We start from the raw sequence: 19708 nt of genomic DNA, 5'->3' as shown, positions 1-19708 counted from the left end.
ATCAGTACTGAGCGTTGTGATAGATGTTTTGTACATCATCACAATCGTTCAGCATGTCGAGGAATTTTTCCATCATGGCGACATCGTCACCGGCGATGTCGGTCATCACCTGCGGTAAATACTGAATTTCGTCGACTTCAAATTCGAGGTCGGCGAACGCTTCTTGCAACGCGGTTTTGGCCTTGTGCCACTCCGTATGTGGGGCAAACACAGTGATGTGGCCATCTTCCGCTTCAATATCGGTGACATCAACATCTGCCATCATGAGCGCTTCAAGCACGGCATCCTCGTCTTCACCGGCAAACTTTAAAATAGCGCAGTGATCGAACATGTGCGCGACACTTCCGGGCGCACCAATCTTTGACTTGGTTTTGGTGAAACAGTTACGTACTTCGCCATAGGTTCGTGCGTTGTTGTCGGTTAAGCATTCCACCATGACCATGCAGTTACCCGGGCCAAACCCTTCATAAACCGCTGGCGCGTAATCTTCACCAGCACCACCTTTCGCTTTGTCGATCGCTTTGTCGATAACGTGCGCGGGTACCTGGTCCTTTTTCGCTCGCTCGATCAGGCTGCGCAGTTGCAGGTTAGATTCAGGCTCAAAGCCGCCTTGCTTAGCGACAACATAAATTTCTCGTCCATATTTACTATAAACTTTACTTTTAGCCGCCGCGGTCTTCGCGATCGACTCCTTGCGGTTTTGAAAGGCGCGACCCATAGTGAACTCTCACTGCTGTTATTGGAAAGGCGCAATTTTATACGCACAATGCAATGTGATCCAGTTTAACTCTTGCCCTGAATGACGTATTTTAGCCGTAGCTGATGTATTTGAAGGAGAGGTAACCATGACCAACACAAGTCAAGCGCAGGTAAAAGCGTTTCTTGATGACGATAGCGAAACCTTTAGCTATGTGGTGTGGGACGCAAGTTCACTAGCGGCTGTCATTATCGATCCCGTACTCGACTTCGACTATAAATCTGGGCGAACTGCAACGACAGGCGCGCAACGTTTGGTTGATTTTGTGCGGGCGAATGACCTAAATCTTGAGTGGATACTCGAGACCCATGCGCATGCAGATCATTTGTCTGCCGCGCCGTTTATCAAGCGTGAACTTGGTGGGCGTATTGGGATTGGTGAGCACATTCAAGAGGTGCAGAAAATCTTTAAAAATGTTTTTGATCTCGAAAAAGAGTTCTTACCAAATGGCGCCCAGTTTGATCACCTGTTCAGTGATGGCGAAAGCTTTACTGTGGGTACGATGACTTTCGAAGTGATGCACACTCCTGGCCATACACCGGCAGATATTGCCTATATTATTGACGGTGAAAAAGCATTCGTCGGCGATACCTTGTTTATGCCCGACGTAGGTACAGCACGTTGTGATTTTCCTGGCGGCAGCGCGGCAACTTTATTTCGTTCGATTAAAAAATTACTGGCCTTACCCGCAACGACGGAGATTTACATCTGTCATGACTATCCGCCAGAGGGACGCGAACATGAGTGCCGGACGACAGTTGCGGCCCAGCGCGAGCATAGTAAGCACGTACATGATGGTGTCACCGAGGAGGAGTTTGTGCGCATGCGTGAAGAGCGTGATGCCACGTTGGCAATGCCGCGGCTGATTCTTCCATCCATTCAAGTCAACATCCGTGCGGGCGAAATGCCTCCCGCCGATGACGAGGGTAAAGTGTATTTAAAATTACCCATCAACCAGTTGTAAGCCAACATGATCGCCTGGATGGGTGTTGGACTGGTTGCTCTGCTTGCGCTTGGTGGCTTTATAGCATCGCCACTAGCGCTAGTCATCGGCTTTCTGCTGGCGGGGTTTGGCTGGGTGCCACGGCATTTTAATCCGGCTCAGCGGGCAAAGCAGTTATTGGCCATTGCTATCGTATTACTGGGTTTTGGTATTCAGCTTGAGACGGCGCTGGCGGTGACAGGCGATGCGCTTGGCTTAATAGTGGCTTCAATTGTCCTCACGTTAGCGTTGGCGCTACTCGTAGGTAAGGCATTAAAACTCGAGCTGAGTACTGCCCACTTAATTGGTTCTGGCACGGCTATTTGCGGTGGTAGCGCAATAGCAGCCGTTGGGCCGGCTATTCGGGCGCGCAGTGACCAAATGGCACTGGCGCTGGCGGTGGTTTTTATTCTGAACTCGCTGGCATTACTGGTGTTTCCGCTGGTAGGCCACTATTTCGAGCTGGATCAATACACCTTTGGCCTTTGGGCGGCCGTGGCGATTCATGATACGTCTTCGGTGGTCGGGGCGGCGCAAGCGTATGGTGATGAAGCGTTGTTGGTTGCGACGACCGCAAAACTGGCTCGTGCGTTATGGATTGTGCCGCTGGTTATCCTTTCGGCCTTAGTGTCGGCACGCTACAGTGACAAGCAAGGACAGTCGGCGTGGGTGCTGCCATGGTTTATTTTTGGCTTTCTCGGCGCAACTTGTATCGCGACGTTTTTACCGAGTGGCGAGGCAGTGTACGCTTGGTTATTCCTCGTTGGGAAACGGCTTTTAGTTTTCTGTTTGTTCCTCATTGGGCTAAGCTTAACCTTAAAAAGAATTCGAGCTGCCGGCTTCAAACCATTGTTATTAGCTAGTATTTTGTGGATAGTGGTAGCAATTGGAAGCTTAGCTTGGCTGTTACAGTAATAACTATGAAGGATGCGCATGACGATACCCGAAAGTATTGGCCAACAGACCTGCCGTGATTGTTTGGCGGGGAAAGATCTTGGTTTTGCCATTGAAATGGCGTTTCAACCCATTGTTGATATTAAAACGCAAAGCATTATCGCCTATGAAGCTTTAGTGCGCGGTCCAAATGGCGAGGGTGCTGGTTGGGTTTTCGAACGTGTGACTCATGATAATCGTTACTATTTTGACCAGGCCTGTCGGGTAAAAGCGATCGAAACAGCGGCGGGCTTGGGTTGCAAAGAGTTTTTGCATATTAATTTTCTTCCCAACGCAGTTTACAGCCCAGAAACCTGTATTCAGGCAACGATTGAAGCCGCCGATTTGTATGGTTTTGATCTAACAAAACTTGTCTTCGAGGTAACGGAAGGCGAAGAAATCATTAGCAAATCTCATTTGCAACGTATCTTTTCAAGTTATAGTGCGCGCGGTTTCCAAACCGCCATTGACGACTATGGCTCCGGTTATGCGAGCCACCAGTGGTTGGTAGAATTACGCCCGCATATTCTGAAACTCGACCGCACGCTGATTATCGACATTGACCAACACCCAAAAAAGCAACAAGAGGTCAAGCAAGTACGTGCTCAATGTGAGTTACAAGGCACACGTATTTTGGCTGAAGGTATCGAAACAGAGGCAGAAATGCGGACGCTTGCAGAACTAGGTGTGCGTTACATGCAGGGTTATTTATTTGCGAGGCCCGAATTTAAAGGGTTGCCTCCGGTTGAGTTTCCCAGCATGAGCTAAATCGAAATGCGAAAGCTTATCTTTTAAAATTTTGTCACCCCCATCTATAAATTATAAAAAATGTTATAGGCCCTCAAAATGAGTATGGCTACTGTCAGATAGCATCTTTCGAAATCTGTACTACTATTGCTCATAAAATCAACAGATTTTAGGTTGCAACTTTTGTTGCGTTTGTGGGCAGTTCACTTGCAAATTTCTAACACCGTAAAAGAGTGAAAGAGCGCAGTGAGTTGAGTGCAACTAACCGTTGCCGGGGGCTCCTTTTATGACATGGTTTGATGTTTTTGTCCTTTACCTCTATGGGTTAAAGTGGCTTGCAATAGGTGTGATGGTCGTTTTGTTTATTTTCGGCCTAGATGACCTTTTCATCGATTGCTATTACTGGATTCGTAATCTTTATCGCAAGTTAACCATCTATCGGAAGTTTGATTACTCTGATCCTGACAAGCTATTAAATGAGCCCGAAAAGCCGTTGGCGATCATGGTGCCAGCGTGGCACGAAGTAGGCGTCGTGGATAAAATGGCAGCAAGCGCCGCCGCGTCGCTCGATTATGAGAACTATCAAATTTTTGTCGGAACCTATCCTAACGACCCAGAGACCCAAGCTGAAGTTGACCACGTCGTCGAGCACTATCCAAACGTTCATAAAGTGATCTGTGCGGAGCCGGGGCCTACCAGTAAAGCGGATTGTCTGAATAACATCATTGCTTCGATCATTGAGTTTGAGAAAAAAACTAAAATCGAATTTTCAGGTTACATTCTGCACGATGCTGAAGATGTCATATCGAGTATGGAATTGCGGCTTTTCAACTATTTAGTTGGCCGCAAAGACATGATCCAATTGCCCGTTTATCCGTTTCCGCAGCGCTGGTATGAGTTTACCGCTGCGCATTATCTTGACGAGTTCTCCGAACTTCATGGCAAAGACATTATTGTGCGTGAGTCACTTGCGGGACAGGTACCGAGTGCTGGTGTGGGCACATGTTTTAGCCGTCGTGCGATCATGCACCTACTTAAAGAGGGTGATGGTCTACCCTTCGATGTCCGGTCATTAACTGAAGATTACGATATTGGTTTTCGCCTGAAAAACTGGGGCATGGAGGAAATCTTCGTTCGCTATCCGGTGAAGCTTGAACAAGCCCAATTACGCGAGAAACACGCTGGTGTTGGGCGTCGTGATGGCAATGTAGTGTGTGTGCGCGAGTATTTTCCGACCACCTTTACCGCTTCCGTGCGACAAAAGACGCGTTGGATTATCGGCATCATCTTTCAAGGTTCACGTAAACTAAAGTGGACCAAAGATTGGCGAATCAACTATTTTTTATGGCGTGACCGCCGCGGCGCACTTGCCAATATCGTTAGTTTTTTGGCGATGGTGGTTTTCATCCAACTGTTAGTGATTTGGACTGTTGAGCAATTTGTTCCAAGCACCTATCGGGTACTATCGATCTTCGAGAACGACCCGCTGGTAGTGTTCTTCTTGCTTGCTAACTTGTTCTTCTTGGTCAATCGATTGGTGCAACGCTTTTATTTTGCCAAGCAATACTACGGTTGGTTTCAAGGCTTCATGTCTATTGTGCGTATTTTCTGGGGTACGCTGATTAACTTCACAGCGAGTTTACGGGCTATTAAACAAGTCCTGCAACATGGCGACCCGCGTAAAGTTGCTTGGGACAAGACTTCGCATGTGTTTCCTGTGGTCGCGCCGCCGCGCAAACAACCACTGGGTTCGATATTGATAGAGAATGGTGTGCTTACCGAAGCTGAGCTTGAGCTTGCATTACTTGAACGACCAGCAGGTATTCGGTTAGGGGTTTACTTGGTGACGGCAGGCTTTGTCACGCTCGACGAACTAAGCGAGGCGATTGCGGTGCAAGAATACAGCTCGTTCCAAGCCTGCGACCCGTTCACATTGGATGAGAATCTGATGAAAGCGCTCCCTGCGGATATTGCCTTTAAATATTCGATTATCCCGCTTGCTGAAGACGGGAAAACGCTCATCGTTGGTCGCGAATATGCGCTTAGCCCCGTTGCCGAAAGTGCGATAAGTCGTAAGCTTAAACGCCCCGTTCGCGGCTGTGTGACAACGCAGGGAGCGGTAACTTTAGGTCTGCGTTACTGGTACATGGATGATAAAAGCGCTGACCCACGTGCAGCGCTCAGCGACGCGCAAACATCAAGCGGCCTTAGTAAGGAAGAAGTACGCCTGCTACGTGACGCTTACTTTATCCGTCAAGTACCTTTCGGCACGGCCTTAGTACAATCTAGGGTGATTGACCCAGCGGTGATGGCGCAAGTGATGATGGCTTTTGATCGACGCGGTGAAACGCGCTTAGGTGATTATTTGGTTCGTGAAGGTTTTATTAGTGATGAGCAACGTGATGAAGCCTTGGCGTACCAAGAGCGGCATCAGATTGAAATGAAAAAACTTTTAGCTGAGGCGGTTGCTGGCCAACCGGGTATCACATGCGTGTTCTAAGTATAGTGGCCGCAATGGCGGCGATGGCGCCACAAGCCATGGGTGACTCGATTTTTATCGGTCTGACGGATTACCAAGAGTTTCGTACCTACCCGTATGTTGATAAAGCCTATCGGCTGCAGCAGGAAGAACGCTATCAGGCCGCTTTAGCCGAGCTTGATCGAGCGATAGCAATTGCGCCTGAGCATGAGCCGTTTTACCAATATGCGTTTGAATTGGCGATGTTGAATCAGGATATTGAGCGAGCGCGACAGTACCTCGGCGAAATTCCTGAGCGCAACCGCGTGGCGCTGCGTCAGCGCATGCTCCGCAGCGCAATGGCACGAGAGGTTCCGGCAGCGCCGGATATGCCAATTTTTTTGGCAGACCTTACGCCAAATCAGAAGCTTGAGCTCATTCAGCAAGGTTTGTATCAACTCCAGCAAGAGCAAAGTAAAGAGGTCGCTTGGGCGTGGCTCAATGCGTTGCCGCCTGAGTTGTGGACACCGGAACTTAACCTTATCGCCGCACGTATTGCTGCCGATGTAGGTGCTTTTGACGCCGCGGCACAACAATTCTCACGCTATGCCAAGCATGCAGAACTTGCGCCGGCAGAGATTGCGGAGTTTGGGTATGTGTTGGTTGAAGCGAATGATGAAGCAGGTGCCTTTGCCTTAGCACAACGTTACCCGCAAGCGGCTGGTGGTGTGATACGTGAACTGGCCTACAAGGCTTTGGGACGCAACGATCACGCTGGTGCGTTGCGCTATTTTGGTTGGCTACAGGAACGTGGCTATTTGAGTGCAAGCGATGTTAAGCAGTATTACTTCCTACTCGAAGAAGACGGCCAATTGGAGGCTGCATTAGCGTTGTCCGAACAAGCCCAAACCAGCTGCTTAGAGCAAGTTCAGTTGATGCTGAAGATGGACAACACCAGTGGCGCCCGTGAGCGCTTCGTCAATTGTTCAGTGCAAGAGAACCCTATCGTCTGGTTGTCGTTGGCGGAGCGTCTGGAACTTTATGACGCAGTGCAACGCACGACCTTTACGAGTTCAGCGCTGCAGCAACAGCGGCGCCAACTGCTGATGAATTACTACCATCAACAGCAAGCATGGCAACGGCAAGTCGAGTTACTTGCTGATACGGCTGCAAATGAAGCCGAGTTAACGTATTTGGCGATGGCTTATGACCGTTTGGGTGATAACCGTAATGCTGAAACAACATGGCTGTCGATTTGGCGTAACTACCAAGATCCTGCGGCGCTCGAGAAGGCGACGTATCTACTTTGGCAACGCGGTGAGGCAGAACAAACTATCGCTTTATTGGAAGAAGGTTTTGCCAAAGTTAATCTCGCAAGTGCGCCAGGTCGTGTGCTGGTCTCGCGCTATGTAAATATCCTTTATGGACACCCAGAAGCGATTGCGGTTGAGCGGATTAAGTTACTGTCACGCAGTAATGCCGACCCCGTAGACGTTGCGGAACTTTGGCGTTTGCAAGGTAATTGTGATGAAGCGTTAGCGGCGCTGGCGCAAGTCAGTAAAGAGCGCGGTATTCGGACGCGCGCAGAATGTTTGATTGACCGTGATCCAGAAGCTGCCTATGAAGCATTGCAGTTGGCTATTGGTCAAGAGCCTTCAGCAGGTGATCTGCGGTCGTTAGCGAGTTTGGCCGAGCGTGTGGGCGATAATGCTGCAGCAGTAGGCTATCTCCAACGTATTCCGACTGCCGAACGAGTTTCTTCGGATGAATTAGCGATTGCGCGGTTGACCTACTTACAGGGTGACTTGGCAGCGGCTGAGGCTGCATGGCAGGCGGCGCGGCAAGAAAACGAGCTGGATTGGTGGCTACTCGGGGTGGATATTGCGCAAGCACAACAGGATGATGAAAAGACCTTGTTACTGCTTGAGCGCGCCGATGAACGTTTTGATTCGCCGTTGTTGGTGGAAGAACGGGCGCCGATTTATCGTAAACGAAATGACTGGCCTGCGCTTGAAGCATTGTATCGCGAAGCGGTGGCAACCTATCCCGATAATAAACACTTCCAAGCGGAGCTTGCCTATAGCATTTATGAGCGGGATCCACTTGAATCAGCTGATTATTTTGACCGAGCTTTGCTGGGTTATGAAGAGAACTCGCAAGTGAAGCATCTGCACCAAGCTGCGTATGCTTTTAATTATCGGGGCGACAATGAAAAAACGCGTCACTATGCAGCAGCAGCGATCGACAAGATGCTCGTCAGCGATGATCCAGATGAGCTCCAGCTCATCAAGGCACAACGTCTACACCGTGACGTTGAAAGTCAGTGGGACTTTACTGTTGCAGGTTGGGCGGGTGACAGCAGTCGCGCCAATGTTGGGCAGGGTATCGACGCGCAAGGCGATTATTTTATGCAGGTTCAAGCCGCCTATGCGTTTACTGAATCACAAACGAGCATCGGTGGCCTTGGCGCACAGCTAAGTTTACTGCAAGGTGGCGAGAGTGATTTCTTTGAAACTCAAGAGCTGGATGTAGGTCTAACTTGGAAGCCTTCAAAAACCTTTAACTCAGTGCTTGCCGTCGGTTTGCGTCAGCAACTTGATGGCGACGAAGAATTGAAACCTTACCTTAGGGCCTCGGTCGATATTTTGAGTCCGTGGAGTGGTAGCAAATGGTGGGAGCCGCAAAGCGAGCGGGTGTGGTACAACTCGTGGTTTGTTGACGGGATTTACTTCCCCGACGATGACCAACATGCGTTTTATACGCGACTTGAATCTGGCCCGGTATTTTCATTGGCCCAGAGTCATCGGCAAGCCTTGCGTTTCTATGGTTTTGCGCAAGGCGATACGTCGCGCGACTTAGTCGCCATTGGTGATGCTGACGATACACGCGCGGGTCTTGGGGTAGGCTGGATGTCAGAGTGGTTTCAGTCTGACTATAATGGTTACAATTTGCGAATGGAGTTAGGTCTTGAATGGCAGCACGTAGTATCAAGCGACTTTGCCGAAGACAGCGACAACGCGTTTATTGTGCGTTTTCAGCTTTACTTCTAACTGTATTCTTGGGCGGTGCATCACAAGTTACAGCGAATGACGAACTGCAGCTGGGGGTGATGTACCAACCGCTCAACCGCGACGCTGATTTAGGCGCCCACGGGTGGCGCTATTTGTTGCAACAGGTGATTGCGCGTGACATCGACTTTGGCGTGTTGCAATGGACACAATACGGTGCAGAAGGCTTTCAACAGCCGCGGCCGTGGCTGGTTGAAACTGCTACCCTGTGGCAACATGAAATGCCGCTATGGTTAGGGCTCCACACCGAGCCGGAGTATTTTGCTGAGATGGCGAAAGGGGCCGCGGCACAACAAGTCTTCTTTGAAGCCTATCTGCGCAAGGTCAATGCGAGTGTGGCGCAATGGCAGCTATGGACGCAGCAACACCGAGAACAATTTCTCGGCTGGTATGTGCCACTTGAGTTAAGTGATGCTTATTTTGCGAGCGCAGCGGAGCGAGCGCAATTGCACAGCTTTTTAGCAGACCTAAAGCAACGTCTTGGGCCAACACCTACTGCCATCAGCCTGTTTTTGAGTGCCGCTATGGCGCCGGAAGATCTTGGCGAATGGCTAGTCGAATTGCAGGACCTTGGTTATGAAGTTTGGCTGCAAGACGGCGTAGGAACGCAGGCTTTGTCGGAGACCGATCGCCGGCAATACTTTGCCAAGTTAAATTGCAAAGTGGTGCTGATTAACGAAGCCTTTGTACAAACTTCCCAACAGCCTTTTCAGGCCCGTCCCGCCCGCAACGAAGAGTTAAAACAGGCAATGGCAGAGCAGCCAGATTGCCATCGCCGTATTCTATTCTCGCTACGCTATTTGCCGGAAACTTCGGGCTTGTTGTATTTGAGTGACGTCACCAAACCGCCGCAAAGTTAAAGGCTTAGACCTGCGCCGACGGACGCTCTTTCAGCTGCTGATACCACTTGTTTAAGTGGGGTAGGCTGTCATCAACTCTTAGCTGGATAACCCGAGCAAACGCTGTGACCGCAAAGGCGGTAAGGTCTGCTGCGGTAAGTTTGTTACAACAAATATAATCTTTATCGGCGAGATGCTGGTTTAAAAATTCCATGAACTTTTGCGTGTCCTTCACACAAGACTCACCCCAAGTTGGGTTAGGTGTCATGCGATCTTTGAAGTAGCCACTGGTGTGTTGAAAGCCCATACCACAAGGCACGAAATAGTAGTAATCAAGCCAACGTAGCCATTGTTCAATGAACGCCTGTTCGGTCGCCGATTCACCGAGTAATTTAGGGCTATCCGGATAGGCCTCTTCAAAATAGCGGCAAATGGCCATGGTTTCGGCAATACAGGTGCCGTCGTCGAGTTCCAATACGGGTACTTTCTTCATTGGATTTTTGGCGACAAACTCAGGTTGTAAGTTCTCGCCTTTTTGAATGTCGACTTCGACGCACTCGACCTTATCTAACAAGCCCTTTTCGGCGAGGAACATACGCACGCGGCGCGGGTTGGGAGCTGTTTTTGTCTCATAAAGCTTCATTTTTCGGTCCTTCTTGTCGGTTACTCTTACCAGAGCTTTAGCGGAACTTGCTGTAATTGCAGATAATCCCCATTCGTTAACTGTAGTTGCAAAGTATTGTCACTAAATACTTTCACGTTAGTGACTTGTTGGAGATCGCGCAAGAACGCATCTTCAAATGCCATAGCGGGCGGTGAACACATACGCTTGGTTACGGCTAAAGGAGCAAACCGCAGACCCTCGCCTGTGATTTCATAGCGACCATTTACATAGTTGCAACCGGCGAAGCCACTGACACGTTGGTCTGAGTGAAATGTGAGTGACGGAGGCTGGTCGAGGGTGCTTGGGGCATCCATGAGTTGCCAGCTTGCACCGGCAATTAAACGATCAGGGTCACCGGCACAGCCACGCAGTATTTCATCGTTAGTCCTTAGCTCGGCGTGGTAAGGAAAGCTTTGGCCGCTCATCGTATCGTAGCAAACCTGTTGTTCGAGCGTTAACAGCCAACCATTATCGAGCCTTATATCGATCAGCAAAGGATGAAGCTGCTGCGCGTCAGCTCGCGTAATGGCAAAATTGGCCTCGCTGCCGGGTTGGCGTAAGGTGGCTTGCTCGCCGTTGATTGCGAGTAGCCAAAAGGGTTCGTTCCCGCGTGCGTTGAACTGTTGCGGAAGTGTGCCTTCAACAACGCAAAGCGGCAGAGAAAAAGCGTCTGAACTAAATTGCGCTTCGTTACCTTTGCTCCAGAACTCCGCACCGTTTTCAAGATGGGTATAACGAGCTCCTGAGGCGCTGCGGGTAGCCTTAAGATCGAGCGTTTGCGCATTTTCTGCACCAAACCGTAGCGTCAAGGTTTCGCCGTTAAGCTCGGTGGTTAACGGCAGGGCACCGCATTGGTACGTCACCTTATTTCTCGGTTGCTCACTTGGACTACAGGCGAGCACGAAAAGGGATGTTGCGACAATGCTTAAACCACGAAGAACGGACATGTTGAAGTACCTTTTATTGTTACAACGGAGCTATAACCTCATTATTGCTTGTTTCGGCCGCCTTTACGAGGGTCAGAGACCGTTACAACGTATCTAAGACGTGACTTTTTGCCTCGTCTGCGTTGAAATGGGGTAACAGAATAACAACGAGGCAGATTATGACTTTTAAAGTAAAATTCATTTTAGCGAGTGTGGCTGCGTTGGTGCTTTTAGCATGCCAACCTGCGCAGGAAACAAGTGGTACGACGAAAGATGACGCACAAGCGAGTGAAAGCGACAATGGTGCGACATCTAAAGTCGCACAAGAGCTTGATCCGACACCTGATGTCGTACAGGAGTTTAGCGCGACAGATTTTGTCGAGGGTAAGGATTATCGCATTCTCGACGCAGCGCTAACACTCGCTGATTTTGAGAAATCGCCGGGCGAAGCCGGCTTCGTTATGGAGTTTTTGTGGCCAGGCTGTCCGCATTGCCAACATTTCAATCCAACTATTAATGCCTATGCATTGGAGTATACCGACGTAGCGGTAGTGAAGCGTGCAGCTCCAGCCAACGAGCGTTGGGCCTACGACTCACGCGTCTTCTACACGCTACGTGAAGTTGCAGATACGAACCTCGATGATGAAATGATCGAATTTTATCAGCGTACCCGCGAAGACCATAACCGCCTACCAAGTCCCGAGGATATTCAGGGCTTTATGGCAGAACACGGAATTGATGGTGAAGCGTTTGCTGCAGCGTTTGAAAATCCAGCGCAAACAGACAAGTTGCGTAAAATCATGACTGACATGATGGATGCCGAAATTACCAGTGTGCCGACGCTTGTCGTCAACGGCAAATACGTGATTACGGCATCGGCGCCGCACTCTCCGGCTGAGTCGCAGCGTTATTTCGCGCTTGTGAATCACTTACTCGAACTTGAATAACTCCGTTTAAAGGTGCTGTTGCAGCCATTGCTTAAATTGCTGTGGCGGCAACGCACCTGCCTGCCGTACCACTTCCTGCCCATTCTTGATAATCATTAATGTAGGTATGCTTCGAATCGCAAAGTGCTGGGCCAAATGGGGTTCGGTTTCGGTGCTGACTTTCACAAAGCGCGCACGCTCGGCATACGCCTTGGCAACCTCGCTGAACGTCGGGGCAAACTGCTGACAGGGGCCACACCAACTTGCCCAGAAATCAATAACCACCGGTAGATCACTGTCTCTATGCGCACGAAATTGATCAGCATTCACGGCAAATGCTTCGCCAGTAAAAAGCTTCTGCCTACAGAAGCCGCACTTGGCGTCAGCGCGATTACGATCCGCCGGAAGTCGATTTTTCTTATGGCAGTGCGGGCAGGCAGCGATGATGGAGTCTGACATGAATAGAATTCCTAATCTATTTTAGTGATAAACGAAATATAGTGGCGTATTCGCTTAATTCAAGTTGCTTTCAGCGATCCATTAGCTAGGTTTTATAGTAAGAACTGGGTGAGTATATAAAAGAGGAAAGTTGTTCCATGCTGAATATGGATTTCTCACAGCGCGTCGTTATTGAAACCGCACGAGCTGAGTGGCAGCCCAGTCCGGCTGCAGGTATAGAACGAAAACTACTAGAACGTGAAGAGGCGGAGCGCGGGCGAGCTACCAGCATCGTTCGCTACGCACCGCGATCACGTTTTGCCACCCATCAGCATCCATTAGGCGAAGAAATCTTCGTGCTTGAAGGTGTGTTTTCCGATGACACCGGTGATTATCCGGCGGGCACTTATTTACGCAACCCACCAGGCTCTGCCCATGCGCCTTTCAGTGAGCAAGGCTGCACGCTATTTGTGAAGCTACATCAGTTTTCCCGCGCGGATCGGGAGGTCGTGCGCATCAACACGAACACAGCTCCTTGGCTGCCGGGACAAGGTGGCTTGCAAGTGATGCCACTGCACAGCTTTGAAACCGAGCATGTTGCCTTGGTGAAGTGGCCCGCTGGTGAGGTTTTCAAGCCCCATCGTCATTATGCGGGCGAGGAAATATTGGTCCTGTCTGGCGAATTTATCGACGAACATGGGCGTTATCCGCAAGGCACTTGGCTGCGCAGTCCTCATGCCAGCAAGCATACGCCCCGCGTTGAAGAAGAAACCATTATCTACGTAAAAACCGGTCACTTACCCGTGCCAGAACTCGCCTATTAACGGCGTCTTGTGCTATTTTGGCGTTAACCAATCAGACCTTCAATGAAGAGGACCAACTCATGACGCCAGCACAAGCGCGCCAACTTGTGGCTATGCAAATTGCTTTCAATCAGGTTATCGACTCGGACTATCCTGAAGCTCCCAAGGTAAAACGTGATGACGTGAAAGCGATACTTGTCGAGCTCGGCGAATATTTTGAGCACACCGCTTACAAATGGTGGAAGAAGCAGGAGGCGGATTGGGCGCAGGCGAACATGGAGCTTATCGACATTCTTCATTTTGCGATTTCCGATGCGGTTGAACATGCTTGCGAGCAAGGCAAAGATGTTGTTGCTGCGACGGAATATGTCGCACAGATTTTGCTTGCTGGTGCCGAAAACCATGGCAACGTGCAGGACGGTAAAGAACTCGTGGCGGCCTTAGCGCAAGATGGTTCAGCGCAACAGCCGCTGGTTTGCGGACCGGTGTTTTTCGACAAGCTGATGACCATGTTGGTGGATGCCTACGGTGATGCCGATAGCGTGTACTTAACTTATATTGGCAAAAATGCGCTGAATAACTTACGCCAGCAACGCGGCTACAAGCAGGGCACTTATATCAAGATGTGGCACGGTGAAGAAGACAACGAAGTAATGATGCGTCTACTTAGTGAACACCAAGACGCGATTATTGCGGCCGAGCAACCGCTGGTGCATGCCCAAACCTTATTGCTCGACCACTATGACCGTGAGGTCGCTTCCGCCTAATTGCGATAAGCTGGCATCAAGTAAACTTCGCGGACGCTATTGCGCGGGTGCGCATTGAGCGCAAACAGCACGGCGTCCGCCACGTCTTGTGGATCAAGCTTATCGGGCTTAGGTTCGTCAAAAAACGGTGTATTAACCATGCCTGGAGCAATGGTTGTGCAACGGCCGTCCCACTCTTTCATTTCTTCCGCTAAGTTTTGTGCGAAACCATGCACAAACCATTTGGTCGCACCATATACCGAACCTTTGATAGTGTTGCGTCCAGCGGCAGAACCGGTCATCAGAAAATGCCCAGTGGTTTTGCGTAGATGCGGCAGGGTAAGGCGAGCGGTGTAAAGCAAACCGTTGATGTTCACGTCAATCATGGTCTTCCACTCGTCGGCGTTGCCGGTTTCGGTGCCTGGTGTTTGCACGCCGGTCCCCGCATTTGCGAATACCGCATCTAATTGGCCAAACTTTTCCAGACCTTTCACCACCACTTGCTCGAGCGACTTGTAGTCGCCCGCATCAGCAGCGATACCGATGGCTTGATCACTACCGATCTGGTCGACGAGTTCATCGAGAAGTTCTTTGCGGCGGGCAGTGAGAATGAGTTTGAAACCCTCGCGGGCAGCCGTTAATGCGGTGGTTCTACCAATACCACTCGAGGCACCGGTGATCAGTAGTACACGGCCTTTTTTGTGTTCTGACATAGCTGTTGCTCCTTGTTACTGCGCGGATTCTTCCCAGCTTTGCGGGGCAAACTGGGGGAGTTCAGTTGCTTCAGTTTGTTGACTCAGTTTAACAGTTGCGTCAAATACCTTATTACGGAAATCGGCCAGTTCAGACCACAATGCCATGAATTCGGCTCTCGATGTCTTGCGGTCCGACGCCATATAAGCTTGCATCAGCGGGCTTACCGTCTGAAAGCCAGCACGCACACGAAGTGCTTGTTGCGCCTCAAACGCTTGCACGCGTTGCTGCCAAGCGTTGTTTGGCGCTGGTGCCGTGAATGAACGCTCTAAAAAATAGGCATCAAACTCGTCGCCACTGCGCGAAGCTGCATTCGTCCAGTGTTGCCAGTCGGCTTTGTTCAGTACTTGGCCAGTCTCAGGATCGATGATCATGACCGTCGGCGTACCATAGTAAGTGGGCTGACCATAGGCTTGGGCAACGTTAAAACCGCGGTCAACATAGCCAACGTCATAAGGTTGCACGACGAAACGTTGCTGTAGCTGGCGTTTGAATTCCGCCTCAGAAAAATGCGCCATCAGCGCTTGGCTATCGTGGCACCAGTCGGCACCCAACACCAGCATGAGCAGCTTGTCTTCGGTTGCGGCTTTGGTTTGTGCTTGTTGCAGTTCGGCAAGGCTTGGTTGCTGGCCGGCGAAGTAGGGCTCATCGCTGGCAGCAACTACAGAAGCGCTGGCAAAAGCACAGGTGAAAATGAGTACTGCGAACAACGTTTTTAGCATCGTTTAACCTCAAGTTTCGGTGGTATTGGTTGGTAGCCTTCAGCTTCGAGCAGCTGCGCTAAATGGAGCAATGTGGGCTCTTGGTGGTGCGCTGCGGCAAATGACAAGCCAACGGGCAGGCCGCCTTCGGTGAGTCCTGTCGGTACGTTAAGTACGGGCTGCCCAGTTAAGTTGTAGAGCATCACAAACGGAAAGCAGTAGTCGACATAGGGCACAGCTTCACCGTCTAAAAGAATCGCTTCATGTTGGTGATTATGCGGAAAAGCTGGGCCTAATGCGGTAGGACTTAAAACCACGTCAACTTGGGCGTAAAGCCGGTTGATTTCGGCGATCACTTCGTCGCGTTCTTTCAAGGCTGCACTTAAGCGCTTCAAATTTAAACCAAGCCCAGACTTCAGAGCCTTCGTCGCTGGCAGACTGGAACGTTTTAAAAGCTTACTGTACTGCCAGTAGATAAGCTTACGCACAGGCCAACTCATGGTTTGCCCCATCACGAAGCCAAAGAGCTCAACCCATAGCGTGAGTAGCTGGCGGGCGAGTTGTGGGTCTATGGTGATTTTCTCTACACAAGCACCTTTGTCACGTAGGTCACGGATCGTTTTGTCCAATGCATGACTCACGTCGTGTCCAGGGCCTAAGCCCATAAAACTATCGATATAGCCAAAGCGATAGCCGGCCAAGTTCTCGGGCGTTACTTGTGGACGTGCAATGGGTAGATAAAAGCGGCGTTGCCAATCAGGTTGATACAACACGTCGTAAGCGGATTTTAACAGTGATGCACTGCGCGCTAACGGGCCAGTGCTGTTCATCAGGTGGATGCCGACGTCGTGCCCGGGCAACGGTGGTATGTGACCATCGTGCGCATTTCCGTTTTCGGTCGGCTTTAGGCCATAGAGTCCGCAGAAATTCGCGGGATTACGGATTGACCCACCAATATCACTGCCAAGCTCAAGGTCAACTAAACCCGCCGCCAGTGCCGCAGCGCCACCACCTGTGCTGCCGCCCGGTGTGCGACTGAGATCGTAAGGATTATTAGCGGTGGGGTAGAGCGGACCAAAGGTTTGCGCGTCGGCTAATAACGCCGGCACGTTGGTTTTACCTACGATCACCGCACCCGCATCGATGAGTCGCTGCACCAAGGGTGACGTTGTATCCGCACGATAGTTGCGCAGCGGCGGATAGTTAATGGTAGTAGCGGTACCTGCCAGCTGATAACACTCTTTGATCGAAACCGGTAAACCATGCAACGGCCCTTGCGGTTCGGCCTGATCACACTGTTGCGCTGTTGCAAGCGCCGACTCGTGAAAAAGCTCAACGAAGGCGTTGAGTTTCGGGTTGAGCTTCGCAATGCGCTCAAATCGCTGCTTTATACTTTCTTCGTAAGACATGGCACGCTCGCTATGCGGTTAAAGCCCAAATTGCTGCGATTGTTGTCGGGCTTCAATGACTGATCGCTTCGATTTATGTGTTAGCTTAAAGTAAACACAAGAAAGGATAATAACAATGCTAAAAACGTTGAAAGTAAGCTCATTAGCGTTGGCTATCGGTGCCGGCGCCTTATTGAGTGTGAGTGGCGTCACGGCAGTTGAGGCCAACCCCGTTAAGTTAACGTATCAAGAACCTGATCAAGCGATTATTGATATCGTTGATGCGGCTCCGTCACCAGGCGGCAGCTTAAGCCCAGATGGCGACGTGCTCTTAGTGACTGGCTACCCAGCACTACCGACCATCGCCGATGTCGCTGCGGAACAGTTAAAGCTTGCTGGGCGTCGTATTAACCCAGCCAACTACACGGTCAGCCAAGCGCGCTACATTAGCGAATTAAAGTTGGTTGATGTCGATGATGGTAGTGAATTAAAGGTCGATGGGCTGCCTAGCGATCTGAAACTTCTGGGTGCGAGCTGGGCGCCGAACGGCGACTATATTGCAGTGGCACAGCAAACGGTCGATAGCGTCGACCTGTGGCTTATCGATGTTAATGCCGGCACCGCCAAGCAATGGTCGAGCACACCTTTGAATGCCGTCTGGGGACCGCGTTTAGAGTGGCGTCACGATAGCAGCGGCTTGTACAGCTACACGGTAGCAGAAGGCCTGGCGAAACCTAAGCCATCCAATGTACCGACGGGTCCAGTTGTCACTGAGAGTGCAGGGCGTAATGCGCCGGCGCGGACCTACCAAGATTTGTTGCAAAACAAGACTGACGAAGCCTTATTCGACTACTACTTTACCAGCCAGATTCGTTTCTTTGCGGTGAATGGCGATGAGCAAAAGATTGGTTCTCAGGCCATTTATAACGGCGTAAGCGTGTCTCCAAGTGACGATTATTTGCTGGTGAGCGAAATTAAGCGTCCTTATTCTTATGCGGTACCTTATTATCGCTTTCCAGAAACGACCATGGTCTGGAACTCAGCGGGAGAAAATGTCTACACTGTTGTCGAGCAAGGCTTAGCAGATAACCTGCCGATTGCATTTGATGCTGTAGTACAAGGTCGTCGCTCAGTGCAGTGGCGTAACGATGCCGACGCTACGCTCGTGTGGGCGGAAGCCACCGACCAAGGCGATCCCGCAGTTGAGGCTGAAATACGTGATCAAGTATTCCAGCAAGCCGCTCCTTTTGAAGCTGAACCGCAAAAGTTAATCGATCTGAGCAAGCGTTTAGGTCGTGTATTGGCTGCCGATGAAGAAACAATTCTGATTTGGGAGCGCTGGTGGGCCGATCGGGACGAAAAGCTGTGGCTTGTCGATGCCACCTCTGACGCTGAACCGCAATTGGTTTGGGATCGCTCATGGGAAGATCGCTATAATGACCCAGGTCAGCCTTTTACCGTTGACGTTGATGGTCGTCGCTTGTTGCATGTACAGGACGGCAAGGTGCTGTTAACGGGTACTGGCGCTTCGCCCGAAGGTGACCGTCCGTTCATTGACCAGTTTGATTTGCAAAGTGGTGAGAAAGAACGCCTGTGGCGTAGCGAAGCGCCTTATTTTGAACGTCCAGTCGATTTGATTGACGCTGGTGAAATGACGTTCTTAACGCAACGCGAAGGTGTCGAAGATCCAGCAGACTTTTTTGTCCGTGACGTTGATGACGCTGAACTGACAGCCTTGACCGAAACAGCCCACCCAATGCCGCACACCAAAGGCATCACGCGTGAAATGATTAATTATGAGCGCGAAGATGGACTGGCGATGTCGGCGGAGCTGTATTTACCAGCCGGTTATAACAAGGAAACCGACGGCCCACTGCCGACGATGATTTGGGCCTACCCGCGCGAATATAAGAGCTCATCTGCCGCCGCTCAGGTGTCGGGTTCACCTTATGAGTTTGTCCGTATTAGTTACTGGGGTCCGCAGTATCTTGCCACTCAAGGCTATGCGGTATTAGCGAACGCGACCATGCCGATCGTCGGTGAGGGCGAAAATCGTCCTAACGATACGTTTATTGAACAGTTGGTGATGAATGGCCGTGCGGCGATCAAAGCCGGTGTTGACCGTGGTGTAACCGACCCTGAGCGCGTAGCGCTTGGTGGCCATTCCTATGGCGCGTTTATGACGGCAAATATGCTGGCGCATAGCGATTTGTTCACCACCGGTATAGCTCGCAGTGGCGCCTACAACCGGAGCTTAACGCCGTTTGGCTTCCAACGCGAAGAGCGCACCGTTTGGGACGATACTGATTTATACATTGGTATGTCACCGTTCTTCCATGCGCACAAAATCAACGAACCTTTGTTGATGATCCATGGCAGCAACGACAACAACTCAGGCACCTTCCCGATGCAGTCAGAACGCTTGTATCAGGCAGTGAAAGGCCTTGGCGGTACCGCGCGTTTGGTGATGCTACCGCATGAGTCACATGGCTATCGTGCTCGCGAATCGGTACTGCATATGTTGTGGGAGCAGACGCGGTGGCTTGATTTGTACTTAAAAACAGAGAAATAAGTGAAGA

Annotated in this window: 17 protein-coding genes; 10 read left to right on the top strand and 7 right to left on the bottom strand. The window is 50.6% G+C overall.

Annotated elements, in window-relative coordinates:
• Window position 1 precedes the first annotated feature (1 nt).
• Complete coding sequence (locus CWI70_RS08190; RefSeq protein ID WP_126772150.1) at window positions 2-718, bottom strand: YebC/PmpR family DNA-binding transcriptional regulator; 717 nt, start codon at window positions 716-718, stop codon at window positions 2-4.
• 127 nt (window positions 719-845) lie between these two features.
• Between CWI70_RS08190 and CWI70_RS08185 the strand changes: the two genes are divergently transcribed.
• From CWI70_RS08185 to CWI70_RS08160, 6 genes are all read left to right on the top strand, one after another.
• Window positions 846-1721: an MBL fold metallo-hydrolase gene (locus tag CWI70_RS08185; protein ID WP_126772148.1), complete on the top strand. Its 876-nt coding sequence runs from the start codon at window positions 846-848 to the stop codon at window positions 1719-1721.
• A gap of 6 nt (window positions 1722-1727) precedes the next feature.
• The gene (locus CWI70_RS08180; protein ID WP_126772147.1) at window positions 1728-2654 is read left to right on the top strand and encodes a YeiH family protein; all 927 of its coding nucleotides are present in this window, start codon (window positions 1728-1730) and stop codon (window positions 2652-2654) included.
• Between the two features lie 18 nt (window positions 2655-2672).
• Entirely contained in the window at window positions 2673-3440 is a 768-nt protein-coding gene (locus tag CWI70_RS08175; RefSeq protein WP_126772145.1) for an EAL domain-containing protein, read from the top strand.
• 265 nt (window positions 3441-3705) lie between these two features.
• Window positions 3706-5919: a glycosyl transferase family protein gene (locus CWI70_RS08170; protein ID WP_198677670.1), complete on the top strand. Its 2214-nt coding sequence runs from the start codon at window positions 3706-3708 to the stop codon at window positions 5917-5919.
• Complete coding sequence (locus tag CWI70_RS08165; protein WP_126772143.1) at window positions 5907-8927, top strand: NfrA family protein; 3021 nt, start codon at window positions 5907-5909, stop codon at window positions 8925-8927. Before CWI70_RS08170 ends, CWI70_RS08165 begins: the two co-directional genes overlap by 13 nt.
• A complete protein-coding gene (locus tag CWI70_RS08160; protein WP_126772141.1) occupies window positions 8849-9805 on the top strand; it encodes a DUF4434 domain-containing protein in 957 nt (318 codons plus the stop codon). Before CWI70_RS08165 ends, CWI70_RS08160 begins: the two co-directional genes overlap by 79 nt.
• Window positions 9806-9809: 4 nt before the next feature.
• Here the strand turns inward: CWI70_RS08160 and CWI70_RS08155 are convergent, their stop codons facing one another.
• On the bottom strand, window positions 9810-10427 hold the full coding sequence (locus tag CWI70_RS08155; protein WP_126772139.1) for a glutathione S-transferase family protein: 618 nt from the start codon (window positions 10425-10427) through the stop codon (window positions 9810-9812).
• A gap of 26 nt (window positions 10428-10453) precedes the next feature.
• Window positions 10454-11395: an META domain-containing protein gene (locus tag CWI70_RS08150; RefSeq protein WP_126772137.1), complete on the bottom strand. Its 942-nt coding sequence runs from the start codon at window positions 11393-11395 to the stop codon at window positions 10454-10456.
• 158 nt (window positions 11396-11553) lie between these two features.
• Between CWI70_RS08150 and CWI70_RS08145 the strand changes: the two genes are divergently transcribed.
• Entirely contained in the window at window positions 11554-12321 is a 768-nt protein-coding gene (locus tag CWI70_RS08145; protein ID WP_126772135.1) for a thioredoxin domain-containing protein, read from the top strand.
• Between the two features lie 6 nt (window positions 12322-12327).
• Here CWI70_RS08145 and trxC read toward each other — a convergent pair whose 3' ends face one another.
• Window positions 12328-12759 carry a thioredoxin TrxC gene (trxC, locus tag CWI70_RS08140; RefSeq protein ID WP_241967846.1) on the bottom strand — a complete coding sequence of 144 codons (432 nt, stop codon included), beginning with the start codon at window positions 12757-12759 and terminating at the stop codon, window positions 12328-12330.
• Between the two features lie 137 nt (window positions 12760-12896).
• Between trxC and CWI70_RS08135 the strand changes: the two genes are divergently transcribed.
• The gene (locus tag CWI70_RS08135) at window positions 12897-13562 is read left to right on the top strand and encodes a cupin domain-containing protein (protein ID WP_126772133.1); all 666 of its coding nucleotides are present in this window, start codon (window positions 12897-12899) and stop codon (window positions 13560-13562) included.
• 59 nt (window positions 13563-13621) lie between these two features.
• On the top strand, window positions 13622-14308 hold the full coding sequence (locus CWI70_RS08130; RefSeq protein ID WP_126772131.1) for a dUTPase: 687 nt from the start codon (window positions 13622-13624) through the stop codon (window positions 14306-14308).
• On the opposite strand, the gene CWI70_RS08125 is transcribed toward CWI70_RS08130, so the two are convergent.
• Genes CWI70_RS08125 through CWI70_RS08115 form a run of 3 tightly spaced genes read right to left on the bottom strand, consistent with a single transcriptional unit; the run spans window position 14305 to window position 17150 of the window.
• A complete protein-coding gene (locus tag CWI70_RS08125) occupies window positions 14305-15000 on the bottom strand; it encodes an SDR family oxidoreductase (protein ID WP_126772129.1) in 696 nt (231 codons plus the stop codon). The genes CWI70_RS08130 and CWI70_RS08125 overlap by 4 nt on opposite strands.
• Before the next feature lie 15 nt (window positions 15001-15015).
• Window positions 15016-15762 carry a thioredoxin family protein gene (locus tag CWI70_RS08120; protein ID WP_126772127.1) on the bottom strand — a complete coding sequence of 249 codons (747 nt, stop codon included), beginning with the start codon at window positions 15760-15762 and terminating at the stop codon, window positions 15016-15018.
• Window positions 15756-17150: an amidase gene (locus CWI70_RS08115; protein WP_126772125.1), complete on the bottom strand. Its 1395-nt coding sequence runs from the start codon at window positions 17148-17150 to the stop codon at window positions 15756-15758. Before CWI70_RS08115 ends, CWI70_RS08120 begins: the two co-directional genes overlap by 7 nt.
• Window positions 17151-17265: 115 nt before the next feature.
• Between CWI70_RS08115 and CWI70_RS08110 the strand changes: the two genes are divergently transcribed.
• Window positions 17266-19701 carry a S9 family peptidase gene (locus CWI70_RS08110; protein WP_126772124.1) on the top strand — a complete coding sequence of 812 codons (2436 nt, stop codon included), beginning with the start codon at window positions 17266-17268 and terminating at the stop codon, window positions 19699-19701.
• Window positions 19702-19708 lie beyond the last annotated feature (7 nt).

The sequence above is a fragment of the Pseudidiomarina homiensis genome (genome assembly GCF_003987225.1).
Taxonomy (GTDB): Bacteria; Pseudomonadota; Gammaproteobacteria; order Enterobacterales; family Alteromonadaceae; genus Pseudidiomarina; species Pseudidiomarina homiensis.
The sequence above is the reverse complement of the archived record's forward strand: the minus strand, read 5'-3'. Positions and strand labels throughout refer to the sequence as shown.

What these genes read in the sequence shown, in the direction of transcription:
- CWI70_RS08190 (WP_126772150.1), bottom strand. Translation starts at nt 718, where the DNA reads ATGGGTCGCGCCTTTCAAAACCGCAAGGAGTCGATCGCGAAGACCGCG.
- CWI70_RS08185 (WP_126772148.1), top strand. Translation starts at nt 846, where the DNA reads ATGACCAACACAAGTCAAGCGCAGGTAAAAGCGTTTCTTGATGACGAT.
- CWI70_RS08180 (WP_126772147.1), top strand. Translation starts at nt 1,728, where the DNA reads ATGATCGCCTGGATGGGTGTTGGACTGGTTGCTCTGCTTGCGCTTGGT.
- CWI70_RS08175 (WP_126772145.1), top strand. Translation starts at nt 2,673, where the DNA reads ATGACGATACCCGAAAGTATTGGCCAACAGACCTGCCGTGATTGTTTG.
- CWI70_RS08170 (WP_198677670.1), top strand. Translation starts at nt 3,706, where the DNA reads ATGACATGGTTTGATGTTTTTGTCCTTTACCTCTATGGGTTAAAGTGG.
- CWI70_RS08165 (WP_126772143.1), top strand. Translation starts at nt 5,907, where the DNA reads ATGCGTGTTCTAAGTATAGTGGCCGCAATGGCGGCGATGGCGCCACAA.
- CWI70_RS08160 (WP_126772141.1), top strand. Translation starts at nt 8,849, where the DNA reads ATGGCAGCACGTAGTATCAAGCGACTTTGCCGAAGACAGCGACAACGC.
- CWI70_RS08155 (WP_126772139.1), bottom strand. Translation starts at nt 10,427, where the DNA reads ATGAAGCTTTATGAGACAAAAACAGCTCCCAACCCGCGCCGCGTGCGT.
- CWI70_RS08150 (WP_126772137.1), bottom strand. Translation starts at nt 11,395, where the DNA reads ATGTCCGTTCTTCGTGGTTTAAGCATTGTCGCAACATCCCTTTTCGTG.
- CWI70_RS08145 (WP_126772135.1), top strand. Translation starts at nt 11,554, where the DNA reads ATGACTTTTAAAGTAAAATTCATTTTAGCGAGTGTGGCTGCGTTGGTG.
- trxC (WP_241967846.1), bottom strand. Translation starts at nt 12,759, where the DNA reads ATGTCAGACTCCATCATCGCTGCCTGCCCGCACTGCCATAAGAAAAAT.
- CWI70_RS08135 (WP_126772133.1), top strand. Translation starts at nt 12,897, where the DNA reads ATGCTGAATATGGATTTCTCACAGCGCGTCGTTATTGAAACCGCACGA.
- CWI70_RS08130 (WP_126772131.1), top strand. Translation starts at nt 13,622, where the DNA reads ATGACGCCAGCACAAGCGCGCCAACTTGTGGCTATGCAAATTGCTTTC.
- CWI70_RS08125 (WP_126772129.1), bottom strand. Translation starts at nt 15,000, where the DNA reads ATGTCAGAACACAAAAAAGGCCGTGTACTACTGATCACCGGTGCCTCG.
- CWI70_RS08120 (WP_126772127.1), bottom strand. Translation starts at nt 15,762, where the DNA reads ATGCTAAAAACGTTGTTCGCAGTACTCATTTTCACCTGTGCTTTTGCC.
- CWI70_RS08115 (WP_126772125.1), bottom strand. Translation starts at nt 17,150, where the DNA reads ATGTCTTACGAAGAAAGTATAAAGCAGCGATTTGAGCGCATTGCGAAG.
- CWI70_RS08110 (WP_126772124.1), top strand. Translation starts at nt 17,266, where the DNA reads ATGCTAAAAACGTTGAAAGTAAGCTCATTAGCGTTGGCTATCGGTGCC.